Below are 20,312 nucleotides of genomic sequence, written 5' to 3'. Positions count from 1 at the left end.
AGCCAAAAGAAAAACCGCCCCCAAAACGGAAGCGGCTGTTTCCTGCTGCTAGCTTACTTTGCTGATCGTCTGGGCGAGGGCAAAGTCTTTGCCCGTCAGTCCATTTGCCTCGCGGGTCGCGAGCGTAAACGTCACGGTTCCGCCCGACAGGTGAATCTCCACATGCTGACTGTCCTGCTCTATCATTTCCGCCACGCGGTTCACAAAGCTCACAGCCGTGGCCAAGTCTCTACAGTGATAGGTGCGAGACAGCGCCATTTTGTCTTCTGCCAGCCGCCAGCCCGGAACCTTGCTCAAATACAGTTTGACCTGTTCCAAAGACAGCCTGCTCACTTACATCGCCCCCCTTTTGCCCGATGAATCGGTGGTAACACCATCATATTCAGCAGACAGAAAGGTTAGTCACGCTTATCCGCATCACTTATCGCTTGATCGCGTAAAAAATCATGCGCGGCGATTGACTGGCGCGATACGGTTCAAATTGATAATTGCCAAACACCTGAATCTGTCCGAATCCGGCCCGCTCCAGCATGGCCGTCATCTGTTCCACAGAGTAAAGCCGCACCTGCTCCATGTACTCCCTCGGCTGTGCTGCGGAATCGTCGCGAATCAAAATCCGCTTTTTCACGGTTTCGTCCTCGATCCAGCGCTTTTCCTCAATCAGCATCCCGTTGACCTCTTTGGTCGAGTGCGGCACGAGATTTTTTTTCACGTAAGCGGGATTCAAATAGTCGATGACGACCTCTCCACCCGCTTTCAATGCCTGTGCCATATTGCGAATGACCTGCTCGTTTTCCTCATCCGACGAAAAATAGCCAAAGCTGGTGAACAGGTTGACTACGATGTCAAATTCGTCCCGATACGGAATATGGCGCATGTCAAAGCGAGCGAAGCTAAGCTGTGGATACGTGTTCTGTTCTTCCGCAAGCTGCAGCAGCACAGGAGACAGGTCGACACCGACGACTTCGTATCCTCTGCGAGCCAGCGCCCGCGAATGCCGCCCGCTCCCACAGCAAAGGTCAAGGACGCGCCCCGTACTCTTTACCGGCAATCGCTCCAGCAAATTGGCGATCTCGCTGTCGGCCGCCGAATCATCCCGATGCCGATACACAAGTATGTAATCTTCGCGAAAGCTGCGTTCAAACCATTCCTCTCCCATTCCCTAGCTCCTTTAATTTCAAGATGTTCCCATTATACCACAGCGCGGTTGATCCGCAGCCGATTTCCCCCGTCCAAAGTGCAGGGACAGCCTGCCAACAATAGGAGGTACACGAAAAAACAAAAACCCCCTGCTCTTGTGCTGGCGACAAGCTTTGCCTTGCCAGGTACAGATCGGGGGCCTTGTATTCGAGTAGACAGGCTACCGCAGGCGTGCAGTTCGTCCCAGACGAATTTTTTCCGCGGCACGGGCGATAATGCTCTCCACGGATGCCGGGTCGTCCACGACGTCGTACTCGTTGATGTTCACCCGCAAAACCGGACAGGAGGTAAACGAGTGAATCCAGCTTTCGTAACGGTCGAACAAATCGCGCCAGTAGTCAATCGGGGTCTGCTGCTCCATCGGACGTCCACGCTCCTGGACGCGTCCGATAATTTCATCGAAGCTGCCTTCCAGATAGATCAAAATATCGGGATGCGGGAAATACGGCGTCATGACCATCGCTTCGAACAGTTCGGTGTACGTGCGGTAGTCTTCTTCCGTCATGTTGCCCTGCTCGTACAGCATGCGGGCGAAAATGCCGGTATCCTCATAAATCGAACGATCCTGCACGAAGCCGCCGCCGTAGTCAAACATGCGCTTTTGCTCCTTGAAACGCTCAGCCAGAAAAAAGATTTGCAGGTGAAAACCCCAACGGGCCAAATCGTTGTAATAACGTCCCAGATAAGGGTTATTGTCCACTTTTTCCACGGACACGCGAAACCCGAGCTGATCGGCCAGGGCGTGTGTGAACGTCGACTTGCCGACGCCTACCGTGCCGCCGATGGTGATAACCGCATTGCTCGGAATGCCGTATTTTTCACGAAGATGGCTGTTTTGAAACCTAGACATGTACGCAACTCCTTATTCAAATACTTGCCCGTCACAGATGACAATCAATCGTTATGCCTGTTGCCCCCGCAGCTCCTGGATGCGCGGCACGATAAGGTCGAGCATGTACTGCCGATCCTCCGGCCGATGGACAAAATCCAGCTCGTCACAGTTGAATTTGATGACAGGCGTATCCGGGTGGTGCTTTTCAAACTCGTCCATAAATTCGTTGTAGTCGGCAATGAGATTTTTCATATAGCCCACATCCATTGACCGCTCCACTTCGCGATCGCGCATGGCAATCCGCTTCATGACCGTGTCGATGGACGCCGTCAAGTAAATGACCAGATGGGCCTGTGGCAAATCTTCTGTCAGGATATCATAAATTTTGAGGTACTTTGGAAGATTGTTGTCAGACAACGTTCGTTTGGCAAAAATCGTATTTTTGAAAATATTGTAATCAGATACAACAGAAATGCCCTGATCGAGATAGTGGGCGTGAATATCCTGCAATTGCTTGTAGCGGTTGCACAGGAAAAACATTTCCAGCTGAAAGCTCCACTCTGCGATGTTTTCGTAAAATTTTCCCAAAAACGGATTTTCATATACAATTTCTTCCAATAATTGCAAGTCGCAGGTGCGGTGCAGTTCCCGCGCAAGAGAGGTTTTTCCTATTCCAATCGGTCCCTCAACGGTTATCAATATGGACTTCATATACGCGTCTGTTCCTTTCCCCGAAAATGAGAGCACTCCATATTCTAGCATGCGCCCTTCCATTTGTCGAAACTATTCGTTTTCTGTCGCACGCCGTTTTTTTCCAGCAAAAAAACTGCTCCCGTGAATCAGAGCAGTTGGGTTTGACGAAGCTTTTTGCCCTACGTAAAATACTCGATTTTGGCCTGCGGAAAAAGTCTGGCAATCTCGCCCTCCAAATGCGCCTGCAACGCTTTGGCCTGAACATCCGGGTAGACGTACTTGCCTTTGCCGTACTTGCCCCATTTGTATTTCCGTTCTTCTTCGTTCATCGTCAGCTTGGTCTTCGGATAGCGCTGCAAAATCAAGTTTTTGGCAACCTTGGTAAAGCGGTGCTGGATCAGCTCAAAAGTCAGGTCGCCCAGCGCTTCCGGGACGAGCTGTTTATGCAGCCGCTCCAGCAAGTCGGTGTAGCCTTCCACCCAGCCGTCAAACCAGTACAGGGGAGCCAAAATGAAGCCGAGTGGATAGCCTGCTTTTGCCACTTTGCCCGCCGCTTCGATTCTTTGCGCGAAGCTGGAGGTGCCCGGCTCGAAATTTTTGATGACGTAATCGGCATTCATGCTGAAGCGAAAACGGGTGTGTCCGTTGTGCTTTGCATCCAGCAACGAATCGACATGGTGAAACTTGGTGACGAACCGCAGACGGCCGTACTCCTGCTCCCCCATAAATTCGATCGCTCGCCTGAGGTTGCCTGTCAAATGCTCGATACTGACCGGATCGGATGTACACGCTGCCTCGAAGCGGGTAATCTCTCCCGGCCGTTCCTCGATGTACTTTTTCGCCTGGGCAAAAATTTCATCAGTATTGACGTAGACGCGAATGTACGGCTTGGACCCGATATTCGTATTCAAATAGCAGTAGTGACAATGCGCCGCACAGCCTGTAGCCAGCGGTATCGCGTATTCGGCGGACGGCTTGGACGTTTCGAACTTCAACGTTTTGCGCACCCCAATGACCAAGGTTCGCTTGGCATTGCGGTACTTTTCCACCTCTGTCTCGCCGGGAATGCCGCGCACCTGATTGTGGCTGGTCGTCATTTGCAGCGGAATGCCTTGCGCCTTGAAACGCTGGTACAGTTCCTGGCCGAGCGGATAGTTCAGGGCATTGGGCTCGACAAAAACGTAGTCGGGCACAAACAGCCCTGCACTTGTCTGGCTTGCTTTTTCGGATGCTTCCAACAGTGTCGTCACCATATGCACAAGCTCCCTCCCCTGTGTAGTATGGCCATACAACTGATTCTGGCTGCAAGGAGATCACTGGCTTTGGTGCATGGTTATCGCTCTACAGCGTGCTTTTGAACTCGCGCAGCCACTGCCGCGCTTCCTCCGCCTGACTGGACGGCACCTGCAGCATGTATACGTAACCGCCTTTTTTCGTTTCCCGGGACAACAGCCTGACGCGGATTCCTTTTATCTCCAAATATCGCCGGCATTCGCTCGCCACTCTGGGCAGCCCGTACGATTCATGAATCGTTACCCATTTGGTCCACATGCCTTCCTCACCCTCAATTGCTTCTTGCTTTACTGTAAGCAGCGAGCAGAAAGTTGGTTCTAAAAAGACACAGCCATTGCCGATTTTTCCAAAACTGTTTGCGCCTTTGCGCAGTCTAATACGTGTAGGAGGGGGAACATGTGAATCTGGAACAACTTGTCTCGCAAGCCAGACAAGGAGACGACGAAGCTTTTTACCAGCTGATTTGCCAGCAGCAACAGCAGTTGTACAGCGTGGCTTACGCCTTTTTGCGCAACGAACTGGACGCGCTGGAGGCGATACAGGAGGCGACCTGCCGCTCCTATCTCCGCTTGTCTCGCCTGAAGCAGCCGGCACATTTTCGCACCTGGCTGACGCGCATTCTCATCCACGTCTGTCTGGACGAGTTGAAACGAAAAAAACGGTTTGCTCCCGACTTTCCCGATGCTGACGGTCTGACCGACCCGAACCGCAAGCAGTGGGAGCACACGGCAGATAAAATCGACATCGAGGAAGCACTGGCCAAGCTTACGCCTGTGTACCGCAGCATCATCATCCTGAAATATTTTGAAGATCTGACCATTCGTGAAATTGCGTTGCGGCTCGGCCATCCGGAAGGAACGATCAAGACCTGGCTGCACAAGGCACTGGTTTCATTGCGAAAAGAACTTGGGAAAGGCTGGTGAATGAATTTGGATAGGGAAAAAAAAGAGGGACAGACTGACATACAAGTACCGCCGCAAATCGAGCATTACATTCGTTCTGGCATCGCCCAAGCCAAAAGCCTTCAGCACAGACAACGCCGTAGCCGACTTGTTCAACTCTGCTCGGGGGTTGCGGCAGGGTGTCTGCTTCTGGCCTTCGTGTTCTCGGTGCGTCTCTCCCCGGCGGTTGCCGCTTACGTCAGCCATATTCCCGGGATGGAAAAGCTCGTGGAACTGATCCGTGAAGACAAAGGGCTGCAGCGGGCTGCCGAGCACGAGATGGTTCAGGACGTGGGCACAAGCGGTTCACTTGCGGGCATCACTTTCAAAATCGACCAGGTGCTGACCGATCAGAAGCGCATGCTATTGTTTTACACGCTAAAGCATGAGCGTACCGGTCATAAGGTCGGGTTGCGCAAGCTGGAGCTGTTTGACGCCTCCGGCAAGGAGTACGGAGCAAGCTGGTCCAGCATGGACGTAGAGGCCTCCGCAGAGGAAAAGAACCGTATTGATATTTTTTTCCCGGAATCAAGCGAAGTACCTGACACACTGACAGCCAAAGTGACGCTCGATCTCGACGGCGCAGAACTGAACCCTCCGCTTGCGATCACGTTTTCCATTGACCACAGCAAATATACGGCGTTTGAGAAAAAAGTGGTTCCTGTCGGCAAGAAAGTGACGGTGGACGGACAGACGTTTACCATCGAGCAAATTACGGTGTTCCCTACGCAAACAGAGGTCAGCATCCGCTTTGATCCGGGCAACTCCAAACATATTTTCGACTTTGACGAGCTGCGGCTGGTAGATGAAAAAGGCCAGACGTACGCCTTCTGGGGGAATGGCGTGTCAACGCGGGACAACGGAGAAAACGGCAAAGTGTACAATCTGGAAAGCATCTATTTTCTGGAGCCGCAAAAGCTGTTTTTGAAAGCAAACGGGATTCGGGCGCTGGACCGCGACAAGCTGCAGGTGGTAATCGACGCGAAGACGCAGAAGCTCGTCAAAGCACCCGATGCCAGGCTCAAGCTGACTGCGCTGCGCCAGGTCGATGATGTGGTCGGCATGGACTGGGAGCTGGAAGTCGAGGAAGCGGACGCGCATCGCTTCATCTATTTGGGCAGCGACATCACGGACAATCAGGCGAATAAATACGACTACGTCCTGGGAAGCTCGTCTTCGCGCGATCCGGCGAGGCGTCTTCAGACGTACAGCCTGATTTACCAAAGGCTGACGAAGAACGGCGCCCCTGATTTCTACACTTTTACCCTCACGGACTATCCCGCTCGTTTGCAAGGCGGGTTTACCGTGCAAGTCAAATAACAAAATGGCCTCGCAGAGAATTTGCTCTCCGCGAGGCCATTTTGTTGTCGCTCCCCTTCGCTTTACTCCACAACCGCCCAGTGATTGGTCGGACCGTGGCCGCCGCCCAATTGCGGAGCGGTCCTGATCGCTTCGAAAATAAAGCGGTTCGCTTTTTCAACCGCAGCCACGAGCGGCGTATTTTTCGCCAGCTCTGCCGTCAGCGCAGCGGAAAACGTGCAGCCCGTTCCGTGCGTATGTCGGGTATGGATGCGCTCATGGGACAGCTCGAAAAAGTCGCGGCCATCAAACAAAATGTCGACGACGGTATCACCGTCGAGATGGCCGCCCTTCATCAAGACGTTGCGCGCTCCGAGCGCATGAATGGCGCGGGCGCCTTCGCGCATGTCGTCCGGAGTGCGAATCGTCATCCCTGTCAGGCACTCGGCCTCCGGCAAATTCGGCGTCACGACTTCCGCGAGCGGCAGCAACTCTGTTTTCAGCGCGTCAATCGCTTCGTCCAGAAGCAGCTTGGCCCCGCCTTTGGCGATCATCACCGGGTCGACGACCAGCTTTTGCAGACTCGCAGCGCGCACCTCGCTTGCCACTGCGCGAATGATGTCTGCGTCAAACAGCATCCCCGTCTTCGCCGCGTCCGCTCCCAGGTCGCGCAACACTTCGCGCATCTGCTGCGCTACCGCTTCTGTCGGCAGCGGGTACACTCCCGCCACGCCCAGCGTATTTTGCGCCGTAATCGCCGTAATCGCGCTCATCCCGTAGACGCCGAGCTGGTGAAACGTCTTCAAATCAGCCTGGATGCCCGCTCCGCCCCCGCTGTCTGATCCTGCTATCGTCAATGCTCTCGCGATTGTATGCATGAATACCCCTCCTGCTTTCGCCACCATTTCTCCTACGAGTATATCATCCGCCTGTCCCATTCGGTATACTTAGGAGTGATGACCAACCGTAAAGAAGGGATCTCGATGTCGTATCGCTTGTTTTACTGGCTGACCGTGCTCATACCCACGATCATCATCGGGGGCTTCGAATTTGTTCGGCACGACTTTTTGCTGCCTTATATGTCCATGGAAACGGGCAACGTCTATATTACTTTGCTGACACTATTGTTGTCTTTTTTGTTCGCCACCTGGATGTTTCGCACGATCAGGCAGATGAATGCGCGGATCGTTGAGGAGCAAGCCAGACGCGCCGTGTACGAGGAACGCGAGCGTCTGGCCAGGGAGTTGCACGACGGCATCGCACAGTCTTTGTTTTTTCTCAATGTCAAGCTCAAGCAAGGGCATCTGGATGACGCGAGAGTAGCCGTTTCCGCCATCGACAACCACGTGCGTCAGGCGATTTTCAATCTGCGCTCGTTGCCGGAGGAAGGCAGCTTCGACCAGCGGCTGGAAAAATGGCTGGCGCAGTGGAGTGCCTTGTCCGGCGTCGATGTCGCAGCCGATTTGCGCATGCAGGAAAGCTTTTTTACCCCTGCCGAAGAAGTGCAGCTGTTCGGGATTATCCAGGAAGCTTTTGCCAATATCCGCAAGCATGCGCAGGCCAAGCATTCCTGGATTCGGCTTGCGACAGGCGAGTCGCGCAGCTGGGAGCTTGTCATCGAAGACGACGGCCTGGGAATTGCCCACACCCAGCCAGACACGAAAAAATACGGCCTGTCGATGATGCGCGAGCGGGCGCGTCAGTTGCACGCCGCCATTGACATTCAAAAACGGGCAGAAGGCGGCACGACCATTCGCCTGACCGCCCAAGCTGGAGGTTTTTCGAAATGAACGCATACCGTGTCCTGATCGCAGACGACCACCCGATGGCCCGCATGGCGATTCGCTCGCTTCTCGACCCGGACCCTTCGTTTGAAGTGATCGGGGAGGCTGAAAACGGCGAGGAAGCGTATTTGCTCTGCGGACAGCTGCAGCCAGACCTGGTGCTGATGGACATCAACATGCCGAAATGGAGCGGTCTGGAAGCGACCCGCGAAGTGAAAAAAGCGTACCCGCACATCAAGGTCGTCATTCTGAGCGTCTCGGATGACGTCGCAGACCTGATTACGGCAATCCAGTTCGGTGCGCAAGGCTACCTGCTGAAAAACCTGGAGCCCGACGACTGGATCAACTATTTGCACGCGCTGCTTGGCGAAGACAGCGAGCTGACGCGGGAGATGGCAACCAGACTCATGTACAGTTTCAGACAGGAGGAGCACGTAGACGAGCTTGTGCCGGATGTGCTGACGCCGCGCGAACGGGAAATCGTCATGTACGTCGGAGCCGGAAAGACGAACCGGGAAATCAGCGAAGCGCTCATTATCGCGGAAAACACGGTGAAAAACCATTTGAAAAACATCCTGGAAAAGCTGCAGCTTAGCAATCGCGTGCAGCTTGCCGCCTACGCGGTGCGCCACCATCTGATTATGAAAAAGTAGGCTCCCATTCGAAAACAGTTGCTTTCCGTGCCAACCACTGTCATTCTTAGATGGACTCGTTTTACGATTCCAGACATGAAGAATGGCAGGTGAACCACATGCTCGAAGTCAGGACCTCCAAGCTGAGCAACGGAGAATTAAACAGAGGCGTTTTCGCCATGCGCGATTTTGCAAAAGGCGAATTGCTCCATGAAGCTCCGGTTCTTCCTTATTTGAATGAGGAACACGAACATATCGAAAAAACGCTTTTGGCAGACTACGCCTTTGAATACGGTGCCAACCATACCGCGTTCTTGCTCGGCTACGGCATGCTTTTCAACCATTCCTACACGCCAAACGCCACGTACAGCATCAACTTTGACAATCACACGTTCGATTTCTACGCCTATCGCGACATTCACGCGGGCGAAGAGATTTTGATTAACTACAACGGCGAGGAAGATTGCGAAGATCCGCTCTGGTTTAACGAAGAGAAGCAGTCCGGCAAGCAAGGATAAGCGAAGGGCATCTCAAAAGGCGATATTGCCACTTTTGAGATGCCCCTTTTTTCATTCCTTCACCGTGTTGCCACACTTTTTACGATTGAATATCCGCCGCCTCATAGCTGTAATACACATACGGATCTTTCGGCGCCTTCACTGGCTCAATTTTCGCACCCTTCAGCACGAGCATGTCATAGCCGTCGACCTGGCGCAATTCCAGCTTGCCCCGCACTTTGACCCAACTGTCCTTCGCCCACTTGCTGGCGTCCTCGCTCTCCACGAGAATACCGAAGACACTGGCATCGGCCGTGCAGCACGTCACCGAAAAACGCGCCACGACGAACTGTTTGTCGCCAAGCCCAGGCTCTCTGTATACAAAGCCGAGCGTCTCCAACTGTTTTCCCGCAAAGTCTTTGGCGTACAGTTCCAACGTCGTCAGACCGTCCAGAAAAATTTTATCGTGAAGCGAGATCACAGGCTGCTTGTACATGGCAGCAGCAATATCGGTGTAAAAATCGCCAAAGCCCCCGCCAGAAAAGTATCGCTTGAGCTCGTCTTCACTCATGGACGGATTGGCACCGGACGGCTGGGAGGCAGCATTCGGCGCTGTATCCGCTGCTGTCGCCTCTGCGCTCGCTGCCTGCTCTGTCGCTTTCGGCGGCGCGGGTTGCTGTGCTGTCTGCGACTCATTCGTCTGAGCTTCACCTGTTGTTGTTTCCGCCATGCCCTGCGCATTTGCCTGCTGTGGCGGTGCAGCCTGTCCTCCCTGCTCTCCGGCAGGCTGGGATGCTGCTTCCGGCTGCCCGGTTTCTGTCGCCACTGCCGCCAATTTTCTGGCGTCGCTGCCAAGCAGAGTAACCCCGCGGTTTTCCGCTACGGCGCTCCCCAATATTTTGTCCGGCATGAAAAAGCCCATGAGGATCGGCAGCAAAAACAGGCTGTAGATGACAAGCGAGCCCCAGCGCGTGCGCGGCAGCTGATGCGCTTCTTCGCAGTCGCACTCGTACGCCCGGTTTCCCGTGAACACATGTCGCACACTCACTATCGTCAAGATGACGAGAATGCCTAGCGTGACGTAGCTTAGCGCATGCAGCTTCGGCGCGAGGTAGTGCCCCAGCTTTTCCGTCCAGATCAGGTAGGACAAAAGCGCGGCGAATCCGGCCAAAATCAGGCTGCGCATCAAATAGTGCCAGGTCCAGTTCGTCTGGTTCATTTTTCCTCCCCCTAGATCGGCATTAGCAGCGTAACCGCCAACACCAGCATTGTTATGGCGACGACCAGCTTGACGACAAATCCGAAGCGGAATGTCAAGAGAAGCATCAGCGTCGTTTTGAAATCAAGCATCGGTCCGAAGACGAGAAAAGCGAGCAGCGAGCTGCTTTGAAACGTGCCCGAAAACGATGCAGCAATAAAGGCATCCGCTTCCGAGCAAAGCGAAAACAAGTAAGCCATGCCCATCATGACCAGATGGGACGTAATCGGTGTTTGTCCGATCTGTACCAAAAAGTCGCGGCTGATGTACACTTGCAGGATGCTGCTGACCAATGCCCCGAACAGCAAAAACTTGCCCATGTCGAAAAATTCGTCAACCGCATGCGCAAAAGTTGCCGACAGCTTGCCCCGCATCGCTTCGCTATGGGCGGCTTCATGGCGAATTTGCGCTTCCGTCCCGAGTCGCAACGGGTTCTTTTTCACAAAGAGCCAGACCAACAAGCCGACAGCCAGCGCGACGAGAAAGCCGACGACTCCCCGGTACAGCGCCATGTCCGGCTGCCGCGCGAAGGCGACATAGGTCGAGGAGAGTACCACCGGATTGACAATCGGTCCGGCGAGCAAGAACACAACGCCGACGGACACAGGCATCCCCTTTTGAATCAGACGGCGGACAACCGGGACGATGGCACACTCGCACACGGGAAACAAAAAGCCGAGCAATCCGGCAATCGGCAACGCGACGAGCGGGTGCTTCGGCATCCAGCGCCTGACCTGCTCTTCCGAGACAAACGTCTGGATGAAGGCGGAAAAAAACACACCTAGCAAGACAAAAGGGATGGCCTCAAGCAATATGCTGAGAAAAAACGTTTTGACATCGAGCCAGCGCGAAGACCACTCGATGCGAAATCCGGAAAACCAACTATAATCCCGGTCTGCCGTAAGCCATACGACACTTAAACCTAGCAGGACGGCCCCTATTATTTCTATGAGGAAGGGCCGAATTTTAGCCAGCACGTCAGAACTCCACTCCTTCACATAAATCGTCATCATTCCTAATTAGACACTCTTTCCGCACTTTCCTTCGGCTTCCCGGCTTTTTTTCCGACTCATTCCGTTTTATAATGAAAAAATCAACTGTGCCGGGGGGAAAAGCATGGGGCTGGAAATTCAACGTGCTGCTGAAGAAGGAGACATGTGCGAGATCCAAACGGTCGATGAGGCGAAGGTAACCAGGCTGCGGCCGAAGATGAGCGAAACAGAAGGTGTCGCTCCCCTGTTCAAAGCGCTGGCTGACGACACGCGTGCGAAAATCATTTACGCCCTGGCGCTGGAGGGCGAGCTGTGCGTGTGCGATGTCGCCGCCACGATCAACACCTCGATTGCCAACGCCTCCCATCATCTGCGTTTGCTGCGCAATATGGGACTGGCCCGGCACCGCAAGGACGGAAAGCTCGTCTACTACGCCCTGGACGACGACCATGTTCGCCATCTGATTATGTGCGGGATCGAGCATGCAGCCGAATTGAAGCAATCGAAAAAGACAGCTCGTTCTTGAGCAGTTCCATTGTGGCCCGTCACATTTGTGGCGGCTTTATTTTTTTGACTAACATTCAAATAATTGCTTGAATATAATAATGAAAGTGGTATGATTTAGGTAAATTCCTGGTTGAAAGAAGGTTTCTCCATGCACGACTACGAGGTCATCATCGTTGGCGGCGGCCAGTCCGGACTTGCGTTGGGCCATTTTTTGCAGCAGCGGCAGGTACGCTTCGTCATTCTGGAACAAAACGGACGCGTCGGGGACAGTTGGCGCAAACGTTACGACTCCCTCGTGCTGTTTACCTCGCGCAAGAACAATGCCCTCCCCGGTCTGGCCTTTCCCGGGGAGCCGCATACCGTACCGATGAAGGACGAAGCTGCGGACTATCTGGAGCTGTACGCCAGTCATTTTCAATTGCCTGTCCGCTTGAATACGAAGGTCGTCTCCGTCGAGCGCACGGCATCGGGCTTTCTCGTGCAGACAGGGCTTGAAGCGCTGCGAGCAAAAAACGTCGTCGTGGCAACAGGCCCGTTTCAATCGCCTTACATCCCGCCGTTTGCCGGGCAGCTCGCCCCCGATGCCGTCTCGCTCCATACGGCGCACTACCGAAACGAGAGCCAGCTCCCCGCCGGGCCCGTCCTCGTCGTCGGATCAGGCAATTCAGGCGCGCAAATCGCTGTGGAGCTTGCCCGACACCGCCCTGTCATTTTTTCCGGCGGACAACCGCGCGTTCATCTGCCTATGTACGTTTTGGGCAAAACTATTTTTGACTACCTGCAACTGTTTGGCTTGCTTTCCGCGCCGCGCTCGTCATGGGTCGGAAAGCAGCTGATGAAACGGCCTGATCCGATTTTTGGCTACTCCAAACAGATGAAAGCCCTGACGAAAAGCGGTGCCATGCAGACCGTGCCCAGAACCGTTCGCATTGCTGGCAAGACCGCCTATTTCGCGGACGGCGGGCAGGCGAACTTCCAGAGCGTTTTATGGGCGACCGGATTTCGCCCCGACTACAGCTGGCTGTCCATGGCAGACGTACTCGATCCAGGCGGCTGGCCGCGGCATGAGCGCGGTGTCACCGCTGTGCCGGGGCTGTATTTTCTCGGGCTTCCCTGGCAGCATACACGCGGCTCTGCACTCATGGGCGGCGTGGGAAAAGACGCTTTTTTTCTTGCGGAACATATAATCGCGAAAGCGACCCGATAGAGGAGGTTTACATTATGGGATTCCACCATCACGATCACGGAGATGGACACGACCATCATCACCACGGAAAAGGGGCGAGCAAACAAGCGCTGCTCACCTCTTTTCTCATCATCACACTTTTTTTGATCGTCGAGACCATCGGCGGCTTTCTCACCAACAGTCTTGCGCTTTTGTCCGACGCCGGTCACATGCTCAGCGATGCCCTGGCGCTGTTGCTCAGCCTCGTTGCCTTGCACTTTGCCGCGCGGCCCCCTTCTGCCAAAAGAACGTTCGGGATGCAGCGATTTGAAATTCTCGCCGCCTTGACAAACGGCGTCACGCTCGTGCTGATTTCCTTGTTCATTTTCTGGGAAGGCTTCCAGCGCCTGCTCCAGCCTCCCGAGGTGGCCAGCGGAAAAATGATCGTCATTGCCGCCATCGGGTTGCTCGCCAATATCGCCGCCGCCTTCGTCCTCATGCGCGGCGACTACAAGGACAACGTGAACGTGCGCAGCGCCTACCTGCACGTCCTGGGCGACATGCTCGGCTCTGTCGGCGCGATTCTCGGCGGCATCCTGATGCTCGCTTTCGGCTGGTACATCGCCGACCCGCTCATCAGCATCATCGTCGCCTTCCTGATTCTCATCAGCGCCTGGCGCGTCACCAAGGAATCGGTCAACATCCTGCTGGAAGGAGCGCCCTCCCGCATCGACACGACAAAGGTGGAAGCACGTCTCGGCCAACTCGACGGCGTGCGCAAGGTGCACGATCTGCACATCTGGACGGTCACTTCCGGCTTTGACTCGCTGACGTGCCATCTCATCGTGGAGGACGGCTTGCCGAGCTACCCTGTGCTGAATGCGGCACTGGAGCTTTTGCAAAAAGAATTCGGGATCACGCACGCGACGATCCAGATTGAAAACTCTTCGATCTCGCACGGCGAACTGCATTGCCAGGGAGGGGCGCGGAGGCATTCGCATGAGCATGAACATGAAGACGGACATCCACACGAGCACGGACATTCGCACAAACACGGACATCCGCATGAACACGGACATTCCCAAGGCCACGAGCATTCGCGCTAAAACACGCGCTCCCATTACCACGAGCGCCCATCTGCAAGTCCCTCCCCCACCAAACCAAAAAGAACCATCTCCCCTGCCAAAGAGAGATGGTTCTTGTCTGTTCGCCTAGTCTTCCATCGTGGACAGATCGCCTGTCGGCAGCCCCAGTTCCCATGCCTTCAGGACGCGGCGCATGATTTTTCCGGAGCGCGTTTTTGGCAGCTTGTCGCGGAACTCGATTTCGCGCGGAGCGGCGTGGGCAGCCAGACCTTCCTTCACGAACTTGCGGATGTCATCCATCAAAGCTTCGCTTGGCTCATAGCCTGCACGCAGCGAGATGAACGCCTTGATAATTTCGCCCCGCAAAGGATCAGGCTTGCCAATCACCCCTGCTTCGGCAACAGCCGGATGCTCGACCAGCTTGCTCTCGACCTCAAACGGGCCGACACGCTCGCCCGACGTGTTGATAACGTCGTCGATCCGGCCCTGGAACCAGAAGTAGCCTTCCTCATCCTTGTACGCCGAGTCGCCCGACACATACCAGCCCGGAATGCTGAAATATTCCGCATATTTCTCCGGGTTTCTCCAGATTTGACGCATCATCGATGGCCAGCCGACGCGAATCGCGAGGTTGCCCATCCGGTTTGGCGGCAGCTCGTTGCCCTGGTCGTCGATAATGGCCGCATAGACACCTGGAATCGGCTTGCCCATCGAGCCTGGCTTGATCGCCATGCTGCGGTAGTTGGAAATCAGCTGGGCGCCCGTCTCTGTCATCCACCAGTTGTCGTGGATACGCTGGTTGAACACGCGCAAGCCCCAATACACCACTTCCGGATTGAGTGGCTCACCGACGCTCAGCACATGGCGCAGGCTGGACAGGTCGAAGCGTTTCACAAGCTCATCGCCTGCTCCCATCAGCATGCGGAATGCCGTAGGCGCACTGTACCAAACCGTTACCTTATATTTTTCAATCGTTTTATACCAGTCTTCCGGCGTAAAGCGGCCACCGCGAACGACGTTTGTCACGCCGTTCAGCCAAGGGGCGAAAATGCCGTACGCTGTACCTGTCACCCAGCCTGGGTCAGCGGTACACCAGTACACATCGTCTTCCCGCAGGTCCAGCACCCATTTTCCTGTCTGATATTGCTGGATCATGGCGTTGTGGACGTGCAGCACGCCCTTTGGTTTTCCCGTCGAGCCGGACGTATAGTGCAAAATCATGCCATCCTCACGATCCACCCACTCGATCTCAAGCTCGGAGGATGCTTTTTCCATCGCTTTTTCATAGCTGACTTGCCCTTCTGCGAGCTCCTCTTTTGCCCCGACAACGATGACGTGCTTGAGGGCAGGTAGCTCGGACACCGGAATGCGCGGCAAAAGAGCCGGAGTCGTAACAATCGCGATCGCTTCGCTGTTTTCCAGACGGTCGCGCACCGCAGCTTCCATGAAGGCCTCGAACAGCGGCCCGACAATCGCGCCGACCTTCAACGTTCCTAAAACGCTTACATAAAGCTCTGGAGTACGCGGCATGAAGACGAACACGCGGTCTCCTTTTTTGATTCCCAGGTCACGCAGTACATTTCCGAACTTGTTGGACAACTCACTCAGCTGGGCAAAGGTGTAGGATTCTTCTCGGGTCAGATCGCTGTACAGCAGAGCAACTTTGTCCTTGCGCTCAGTAGAAAGGTGGCGATCAATGGCTTCATAAGCCATGTTCACTTTTCCCGTTTCATACCAGGAAAATTGCTTTTCGACATCTTTCCAGTCAAAATTGGCGTACGTCTCGTCGTAATTCTCCAGGTTGAATCGGCCTTCTGTCGCCGGAATTTTTTCTACGTTCATGCTCTCACTCTCCTAAACCCCTCATAGAATTCATTGCTACACAACATTCATAATATTTCTGCACTTTTCAGCAAATTCCTTCTGCCAGAACCTACTTATTCGAAAAGAGCCGAAATCGATTATAATGACACTACCATTGGAGAGAAAGGAGATGGCCGAAAGAGATGCTATGGTTTTTGCTGATTGTCGCTGTCGCCTTGCTCTTTGTCAAAGCGTATCGCAATACATTTGATGTCCATACCAACTACGTCACAATCCCGCTGTGGCCGTCGCAGCATGTCGATCATCCGCAAGATTTCGAACCGCTTACGATCCTGCATCTGTCCGACTTGCACATGGAAAATTTGTCGATTGATCCGCTGCGGATCGTTCACGATTTTTCCGGGCAACCAGTCGACCTGATCGCGATTACCGGCGATTTGCTGGATCGCCATAAAAACATTCCGAAAGCCGTCAGCTACATCGAGCAGCTGATGCAATTGCAGCCCGCACTCGGCACGTTCGTCGTGTTTGGCAACCACGACTACGTCCTGCCGCCGTCAAAGCTGGCTCAACTGAAATCGGAGCTTGCCCGGATCGGCTGCCGCGTCCTTATCAACGAGCACGCGACACTTACCCATAAAGGCCAGCCGCTGCACATTATCGGCGTCGACGATTACAGCACGCGCCGCAGTCAGCTGGAAAAAGCGTTTCAAGCAGTCCCCGCGTCAGGTGCGCGCCTCGTTCTCACGCACGACCCGAATCTCGTATTGCATATGAAAGATTACGACTACGATTACTTGCTGGCGGGCCATTTTCACGGCGGGCAAATTCACTGGCCGCGTCCCTACCATTTGGCCAAAATGGGGAAGCTGCCAAGGCTGAACATGGTCAAAGGGCTTCATGAAATGGACGGACGCCCTTTCTACATCAGTGAAGGTCTTGGGCAAACCGGGCTGAATGTCCGCCTTCGCTCCCGTCCGGAAATAACGCTGCATATGCTGGGGCGGGCAAGCCAGCCTGAAAACGCCGAATCAAAAGCAGCACAGCCGTCCGGTTTGCAAGAAAGCGCCGCCACGCTTGCGCTGGAGTAATGTATAATAGACCTACGTTAGCTGTTTTGCAACGGAGGTCTTTGCTGTGGAAAAATGGATGAAAGAAGTCGAGCAAATCAGGCAGGCTACGAATTTGCCGATCGTTTGCCTCAAAGTTTTGGAACAGGAAATCAGCCAGACTCGGCAGGAATGGGAGCAAAAAGGCTGGGAGCTCGTTTCGCTTGCGTCAGAGCACGACGCCTTCTATCTCGTGCTGATTGAAGCGATCCAGTGGCCCGCTTCTGCCCGTTCCTTGCTGAGTCTGTTTTTTTCCCGCTCCGCAGAAAAAGCACCCCCGACGCTGCACGAGCAAATCACGGTGTGGCTGAAGTCTTTCGTCACGGGTCCGCGACAGGCTCCCCCCGAACGTCTGGATGCCCTCTGGCCGTGGAAAGAAGAGCGTCTATCGTTTTTGATCGAACGCAACCGGACAGAAGGAACAGGCACATGGGAAACGCTACAAAGCTGCCTGCACCCTTTTTTCCGCGAAACGACTGCGTACACGCCGACAGCTGCAAGCCTCGCCTTTTTCCCGTTGAGTCATGCTTATTCTGTCCTCTTGCTCCCGCTTTCAATCCTTGAGGGCGCAAAGGAACGGTCCGACTTGCTGGAATGGGCATCCGGTTTGTACGACCTCATCTCTACCGAATGGATGGAGCCCGTCCGCATCATCGTCAGTACACCTGTGGCCGCGCCGTCCTCCCTGGAAAAGACGCTCGCCGGGCAGCTGCTGTTGTCTCGCGCCCTGCAGCAATACCGGGCACAGGTGATGGTGGCGGGAGACTGGATGTATCCGCTGGAGCGCTGGGCCGTCTCCCTGCCTCCAGAAGTCGCGCAGGCGATGTCCCGTGAACTTGCCGCGCTGATGTCTGTGCCGCAACTCAGTGCAGAGCAGCTGGAAACATTGGAAACGCTGTTCGTCAAGCAGTTGAATGTCAGCGAGACGGCACGCCAGCTTTTTTTGCACCGCAACACGCTCTTGTATCGACTGGACAAGCTGACTGAACAGACAGGCCTCGATCCCCGCCAGTTCGCTGACGCCGTTCTGCTGCAGCTCTATTTGCTCTTTCGGCAGTCTTAACAAAACTTTTTGTATACTTCGCCCATGGTTAAATTGTCCAACAATTGTTACTCTTGCAAAAAAACACCTCAGAATCTGCTCCCCGATTATTCAAGGAGGTGCCTCATGCATGGCAAAAGTGACATTGAACCACATATACAAAATTTATGGCGAAAATGTAACAGCGGTAAATGATTTTCATCTGGACATTCAGGATCGGGAGTTTCTCGTCCTCGTCGGGCCGTCCGGCTGCGGAAAATCGACGACGCTGCGGATGATTGCTGGACTGGAAGAAATCTCCAAGGGCGATTTGTACATTGGCGATCGCCGCGTCAACGACGTCCCTCCCAAAGATCGGGACATCGCGATGGTGTTCCAGAGCTATGCCCTCTACCCGCATATGAACGTGTATGAAAACATGGCGTTCGGCTTGAAGCTGCGCAAGTTTTCCAAAAGCGAGATCGACAAGCGGATTCAGGAAGCCGCGCGCATCCTCGATATTTCCCACCTGCTGGACCGCAAGCCCAAAGCGCTTTCCGGCGGTCAGCGGCAGCGTGTCGCACTCGGCCGGGCCATCGTGCGGGAGCCGCAAGTCTTTTTGATGGACGAGCCTTTGTCCAACCTCGACGCCAAACTGCGCGTCCAGATGCGTACGGAAATCCTGAAACTGCACCAGCGGCTGAACACGACCATCATCTACGTCACCCATGACCAGACGGAAGCGATGACGATGGGCGACCGGATTGTCGTGATGAAAGACGGGGTGATCCAGCAGGTGGCGACGCCGAGCGAGATTTACAACCATCCCGCCAATCTGTTTGTAGCCAGCTTTATCGGCTCCCCTGCCATGAACTTCGTCAAAGGTCACATTTCCGAAAAAGACGGTGCCCTGTACTTCGATGCCGACAACATTCACGTCCGCTTCCCGGAAGACAAGGCGAAAATTTTGCGCGCCAAAGGGTATGTGCACAAGCCGGGCATCTTCGGTATTCGCCCTGAGGATATTTACAGCGATACGTCTTTTATCGAAGCCAATCCGTTCGAAAGCGCGATTACGGCACAGATTGAAGTTGTGGAAAACATGGGTTCCGAGTTGTACGTTTACTTCCATAATATCGGCCAGACACAAATGGTCGCCCGCGTGGATTCCCGCGAGGATCTGAAAGCGAAAATGACAGTCAAGCTCGCCATGGATCTTTCCAAATGTCATCTATTTGACAGCGAGACGGAAGTGGCTGTATTCTAATAGCGGAGTGAAAAGGAATGTCTTTTCCGGCATTCCTTTTTCTATTGCCCTCAAACGTTTCAGTCCGTGGCGGCTATACAAACGGCGGTTGTTTTATATGAAATAAAAGAAAGAGTGGAGAGAAAAAATGGCGTACAAAATTGTCTTTTTCGACATCGACGGCACGCTCCTGAACACGGAGCACGCGATTCCGCCATCAACCGTGGACGCCGTGCGCCAGCTCAGGCAAAACGGTATCCGGGTAGCGATTGCAACGGGCCGCTCGCCGTACCATCTGATGCCGATTGCCCGGCAGCTTGGGATCGATACGTTCGTCGGGTTTAACGGCTCCTATGTCGTGAGCGGGAATACAGTCATTCATCATACTCCTTTTGCCGCGACGACATTGGCCGAGCTGGAACGGAAGGCAAAAGGCAATGCCCATCCGATGGTGTTTTTAAGCCATGAAGAGTGCTATGCGAACACAGCCGATCACCCGCACATCCTCGACTCGTTCGCGTTCTTGCGCTTGCCTGCTCCGGCCCATCACCATCGCTACTGGGAGGTCGCTCCGATCTACCAGGCGTTTCTGTATTGTACTGCCGAAGAAGAAGCGATCTATACGGAAGCATTCGAGCAGGTGTCGTACGTGCGCTGGCACAAGCACGTCCTCGACATTCTCCCGAAAGGCGGCTCGAAGGCGCGCGGCATCGAAGCCATCCTCAAGCACGAGGGTCTGACTCCCGCTGATGCCGTAGCGTTTGGAGATGGACTGAACGACAAGGAGATGCTCTCTTACGTCGGAATGGGCGTCGCCATGGGAAATGCCCATGAAGAATTGAAGCCTTTTGCCCGGATGGTCACGCGCCATGTGAACGAGGACGGCATCCGGTACGGCTTGCAGCAGCTTGGACTTATCAACTAGGAATCAGGA

General features: G+C 54.4%; 22 protein-coding genes. 12 read left to right on the top strand and 10 right to left on the bottom strand.

The window, feature by feature from the left end; all coding sequences use genetic code 11:
• Positions 1 to 48 precede the first annotated feature (48 nt).
• The 6 genes from EDM57_RS06600 to EDM57_RS06575 form a co-directional block, all read right to left on the bottom strand.
• Positions 49 to 333 (bottom strand): 4a-hydroxytetrahydrobiopterin dehydratase, encoded by a 285-nt coding sequence (locus EDM57_RS06600; RefSeq protein WP_122903974.1) that lies wholly within the window; start codon positions 331 to 333, stop codon positions 49 to 51.
• 88 nt (positions 334 to 421) lie between these two features.
• Positions 422 to 1,159, bottom strand: a complete 738-nt coding sequence (locus EDM57_RS06595; RefSeq protein WP_122903973.1) for a class I SAM-dependent methyltransferase — start codon at positions 1,157 to 1,159, stop codon at positions 422 to 424.
• A 201-nt stretch (positions 1,160 to 1,360) separates the two neighbouring features.
• Entirely contained in the window at positions 1,361 to 2,050 is a 690-nt protein-coding gene (locus EDM57_RS06590; RefSeq protein ID WP_122903972.1) for a deoxynucleoside kinase, read from the bottom strand.
• Between the two features lie 51 nt (positions 2,051 to 2,101).
• Entirely contained in the window at positions 2,102 to 2,743 is a 642-nt protein-coding gene (locus EDM57_RS06585; RefSeq protein WP_122903971.1) for a deoxynucleoside kinase, read from the bottom strand.
• A 161-nt stretch (positions 2,744 to 2,904) separates the two neighbouring features.
• On the bottom strand, positions 2,905 to 3,978 hold the full coding sequence (splB, locus tag EDM57_RS06580) for a spore photoproduct lyase (protein WP_122903970.1): 1,074 nt from the start codon (positions 3,976 to 3,978) through the stop codon (positions 2,905 to 2,907).
• 88 nt (positions 3,979 to 4,066) lie between these two features.
• Positions 4,067 to 4,276 (bottom strand): hypothetical protein, encoded by a 210-nt coding sequence (locus EDM57_RS06575; protein WP_122903969.1) that lies wholly within the window; start codon positions 4,274 to 4,276, stop codon positions 4,067 to 4,069.
• Positions 4,277 to 4,416: 140 nt separating this feature from the next.
• On the opposite strand from EDM57_RS06575, the gene EDM57_RS06570 reads away from it, so the two are divergent.
• Together EDM57_RS06570 and EDM57_RS06565 are read left to right on the top strand one after the other, a co-directional pair.
• A complete protein-coding gene (locus tag EDM57_RS06570) occupies positions 4,417 to 4,941 on the top strand; it encodes a sigma-70 family RNA polymerase sigma factor (RefSeq protein WP_122903968.1) in 525 nt (174 codons plus the stop codon).
• Complete coding sequence (locus EDM57_RS06565; RefSeq protein WP_122903967.1) at positions 4,942 to 6,279, top strand: DUF4179 domain-containing protein; 1,338 nt, start codon at positions 4,942 to 4,944, stop codon at positions 6,277 to 6,279.
• Positions 6,280 to 6,341: 62 nt separating this feature from the next.
• Here EDM57_RS06565 and thiD read toward each other — a convergent pair whose 3' ends face one another.
• Positions 6,342 to 7,136 carry a bifunctional hydroxymethylpyrimidine kinase/phosphomethylpyrimidine kinase gene (gene thiD, locus EDM57_RS06560; RefSeq protein ID WP_122903966.1) on the bottom strand — a complete coding sequence of 265 codons (795 nt, stop codon included), beginning with the start codon at positions 7,134 to 7,136 and terminating at the stop codon, positions 6,342 to 6,344.
• A gap of 105 nt (positions 7,137 to 7,241) precedes the next feature.
• Between thiD and EDM57_RS06555 the strand changes: the two genes are divergently transcribed.
• From EDM57_RS06555 to EDM57_RS06545, 3 genes are all read left to right on the top strand, one after another.
• Positions 7,242 to 8,048, top strand: a complete 807-nt coding sequence (locus tag EDM57_RS06555) for a sensor histidine kinase (RefSeq protein ID WP_122904322.1) — start codon at positions 7,242 to 7,244, stop codon at positions 8,046 to 8,048.
• On the top strand, positions 8,045 to 8,695 hold the full coding sequence (locus tag EDM57_RS06550) for a response regulator (protein WP_122903965.1): 651 nt from the start codon (positions 8,045 to 8,047) through the stop codon (positions 8,693 to 8,695). The genes EDM57_RS06555 and EDM57_RS06550 overlap by 4 nt, the downstream gene beginning before the upstream one ends.
• A gap of 98 nt (positions 8,696 to 8,793) precedes the next feature.
• A complete protein-coding gene (locus tag EDM57_RS06545; protein ID WP_122903964.1) occupies positions 8,794 to 9,192 on the top strand; it encodes an SET domain-containing protein in 399 nt (132 codons plus the stop codon).
• A gap of 79 nt (positions 9,193 to 9,271) precedes the next feature.
• Here EDM57_RS06545 and EDM57_RS06540 read toward each other — a convergent pair whose 3' ends face one another.
• Complete coding sequence (locus EDM57_RS06540; protein WP_122903963.1) at positions 9,272 to 10,390, bottom strand: TIGR03943 family putative permease subunit; 1,119 nt, start codon at positions 10,388 to 10,390, stop codon at positions 9,272 to 9,274.
• Positions 10,391 to 10,401: 11 nt separating this feature from the next.
• Positions 10,402 to 11,442, bottom strand: coding sequence for a permease (locus tag EDM57_RS06535; protein WP_246005758.1), 1,041 nt, complete (start codon positions 11,440 to 11,442; stop codon positions 10,402 to 10,404).
• A gap of 103 nt (positions 11,443 to 11,545) precedes the next feature.
• On the opposite strand from EDM57_RS06535, the gene EDM57_RS06530 reads away from it, so the two are divergent.
• The 3 genes from EDM57_RS06530 (at position 11,546) to EDM57_RS06520 (ending at position 14,199) form a co-directional block, all read left to right on the top strand.
• The gene (locus EDM57_RS06530) at positions 11,546 to 11,947 is read left to right on the top strand and encodes an ArsR/SmtB family transcription factor (RefSeq protein ID WP_122903962.1); all 402 of its coding nucleotides are present in this window, start codon (positions 11,546 to 11,548) and stop codon (positions 11,945 to 11,947) included.
• A gap of 129 nt (positions 11,948 to 12,076) precedes the next feature.
• Complete coding sequence (locus EDM57_RS06525) at positions 12,077 to 13,135, top strand: flavin-containing monooxygenase (RefSeq protein WP_122903961.1); 1,059 nt, start codon at positions 12,077 to 12,079, stop codon at positions 13,133 to 13,135.
• 14 nt (positions 13,136 to 13,149) lie between these two features.
• The gene (locus EDM57_RS06520) at positions 13,150 to 14,199 is read left to right on the top strand and encodes a cation diffusion facilitator family transporter (RefSeq protein ID WP_122903960.1); all 1,050 of its coding nucleotides are present in this window, start codon (positions 13,150 to 13,152) and stop codon (positions 14,197 to 14,199) included.
• A 105-nt stretch (positions 14,200 to 14,304) separates the two neighbouring features.
• On the opposite strand, the gene acsA is transcribed toward EDM57_RS06520, so the two are convergent.
• Complete coding sequence (gene acsA, locus EDM57_RS06515; protein WP_122903959.1) at positions 14,305 to 16,020, bottom strand: acetate--CoA ligase; 1,716 nt, start codon at positions 16,018 to 16,020, stop codon at positions 14,305 to 14,307.
• A 164-nt stretch (positions 16,021 to 16,184) separates the two neighbouring features.
• Here acsA and EDM57_RS06510 point away from each other — a divergent pair, with 164 nt between their 5' ends.
• The 4 genes from EDM57_RS06510 (at position 16,185) to EDM57_RS06495 (ending at position 20,303) form a co-directional block, all read left to right on the top strand.
• Positions 16,185 to 17,093 carry a metallophosphoesterase gene (locus EDM57_RS06510; protein ID WP_122903958.1) on the top strand — a complete coding sequence of 303 codons (909 nt, stop codon included), beginning with the start codon at positions 16,185 to 16,187 and terminating at the stop codon, positions 17,091 to 17,093.
• 46 nt (positions 17,094 to 17,139) lie between these two features.
• Positions 17,140 to 18,174 carry a PucR family transcriptional regulator gene (locus EDM57_RS06505; protein ID WP_122903957.1) on the top strand — a complete coding sequence of 345 codons (1,035 nt, stop codon included), beginning with the start codon at positions 17,140 to 17,142 and terminating at the stop codon, positions 18,172 to 18,174.
• A gap of 109 nt (positions 18,175 to 18,283) precedes the next feature.
• On the top strand, positions 18,284 to 19,399 hold the full coding sequence (locus EDM57_RS06500) for an ABC transporter ATP-binding protein (protein ID WP_122903956.1): 1,116 nt from the start codon (positions 18,284 to 18,286) through the stop codon (positions 19,397 to 19,399).
• Between the two features lie 127 nt (positions 19,400 to 19,526).
• A complete protein-coding gene (locus EDM57_RS06495; protein ID WP_122903955.1) occupies positions 19,527 to 20,303 on the top strand; it encodes a Cof-type HAD-IIB family hydrolase in 777 nt (258 codons plus the stop codon).
• Positions 20,304 to 20,312 lie beyond the last annotated feature (9 nt).

It is taken from the genome of Brevibacillus gelatini (assembly GCF_003710935.1).
Lineage (GTDB): Bacteria > Bacillota > Bacilli > Brevibacillales > Brevibacillaceae > Brevibacillus > Brevibacillus gelatini.
Note: the sequence above shows the minus strand (reverse complement) of the source record. Positions and strands in the feature narration are given on the sequence as shown.

Excerpts from the sequence above, each read along its gene's own strand:
- EDM57_RS06595 (WP_122903973.1), bottom strand. The coding sequence starts at position 1,159 with ATGGGAGAGGAATGGTTTGAACGCAGCTTTCGCGAAGATTACATACTT.
- EDM57_RS06590 (WP_122903972.1), bottom strand. The coding sequence starts at position 2,050 with ATGTCTAGGTTTCAAAACAGCCATCTTCGTGAAAAATACGGCATTCCG.
- EDM57_RS06585 (WP_122903971.1), bottom strand. The coding sequence starts at position 2,743 with ATGAAGTCCATATTGATAACCGTTGAGGGACCGATTGGAATAGGAAAA.
- splB (WP_122903970.1), bottom strand. The coding sequence starts at position 3,978 with ATGGTGACGACACTGTTGGAAGCATCCGAAAAAGCAAGCCAGACAAGT.
- EDM57_RS06575 (WP_122903969.1), bottom strand. The coding sequence starts at position 4,276 with ATGTGGACCAAATGGGTAACGATTCATGAATCGTACGGGCTGCCCAGA.
- EDM57_RS06565 (WP_122903967.1), top strand. The coding sequence starts at position 4,942 with ATGAATTTGGATAGGGAAAAAAAAGAGGGACAGACTGACATACAAGTA.
- thiD (WP_122903966.1), bottom strand. The coding sequence starts at position 7,136 with ATGCATACAATCGCGAGAGCATTGACGATAGCAGGATCAGACAGCGGG.
- EDM57_RS06555 (WP_122904322.1), top strand. The coding sequence starts at position 7,242 with ATGTCGTATCGCTTGTTTTACTGGCTGACCGTGCTCATACCCACGATC.
- EDM57_RS06550 (WP_122903965.1), top strand. The coding sequence starts at position 8,045 with ATGAACGCATACCGTGTCCTGATCGCAGACGACCACCCGATGGCCCGC.
- EDM57_RS06545 (WP_122903964.1), top strand. The coding sequence starts at position 8,794 with ATGCTCGAAGTCAGGACCTCCAAGCTGAGCAACGGAGAATTAAACAGA.
- EDM57_RS06540 (WP_122903963.1), bottom strand. The coding sequence starts at position 10,390 with ATGAACCAGACGAACTGGACCTGGCACTATTTGATGCGCAGCCTGATT.
- EDM57_RS06535 (WP_246005758.1), bottom strand. The coding sequence starts at position 11,442 with ATGATGACGATTTATGTGAAGGAGTGGAGTTCTGACGTGCTGGCTAAA.
- EDM57_RS06530 (WP_122903962.1), top strand. The coding sequence starts at position 11,546 with ATGGGGCTGGAAATTCAACGTGCTGCTGAAGAAGGAGACATGTGCGAG.
- EDM57_RS06525 (WP_122903961.1), top strand. The coding sequence starts at position 12,077 with ATGCACGACTACGAGGTCATCATCGTTGGCGGCGGCCAGTCCGGACTT.
- EDM57_RS06520 (WP_122903960.1), top strand. The coding sequence starts at position 13,150 with ATGGGATTCCACCATCACGATCACGGAGATGGACACGACCATCATCAC.
- acsA (WP_122903959.1), bottom strand. The coding sequence starts at position 16,020 with ATGAACGTAGAAAAAATTCCGGCGACAGAAGGCCGATTCAACCTGGAG.
- EDM57_RS06510 (WP_122903958.1), top strand. The coding sequence starts at position 16,185 with ATGCTATGGTTTTTGCTGATTGTCGCTGTCGCCTTGCTCTTTGTCAAA.
- EDM57_RS06500 (WP_122903956.1), top strand. The coding sequence starts at position 18,284 with ATGGCAAAAGTGACATTGAACCACATATACAAAATTTATGGCGAAAAT.
- EDM57_RS06495 (WP_122903955.1), top strand. The coding sequence starts at position 19,527 with ATGGCGTACAAAATTGTCTTTTTCGACATCGACGGCACGCTCCTGAAC.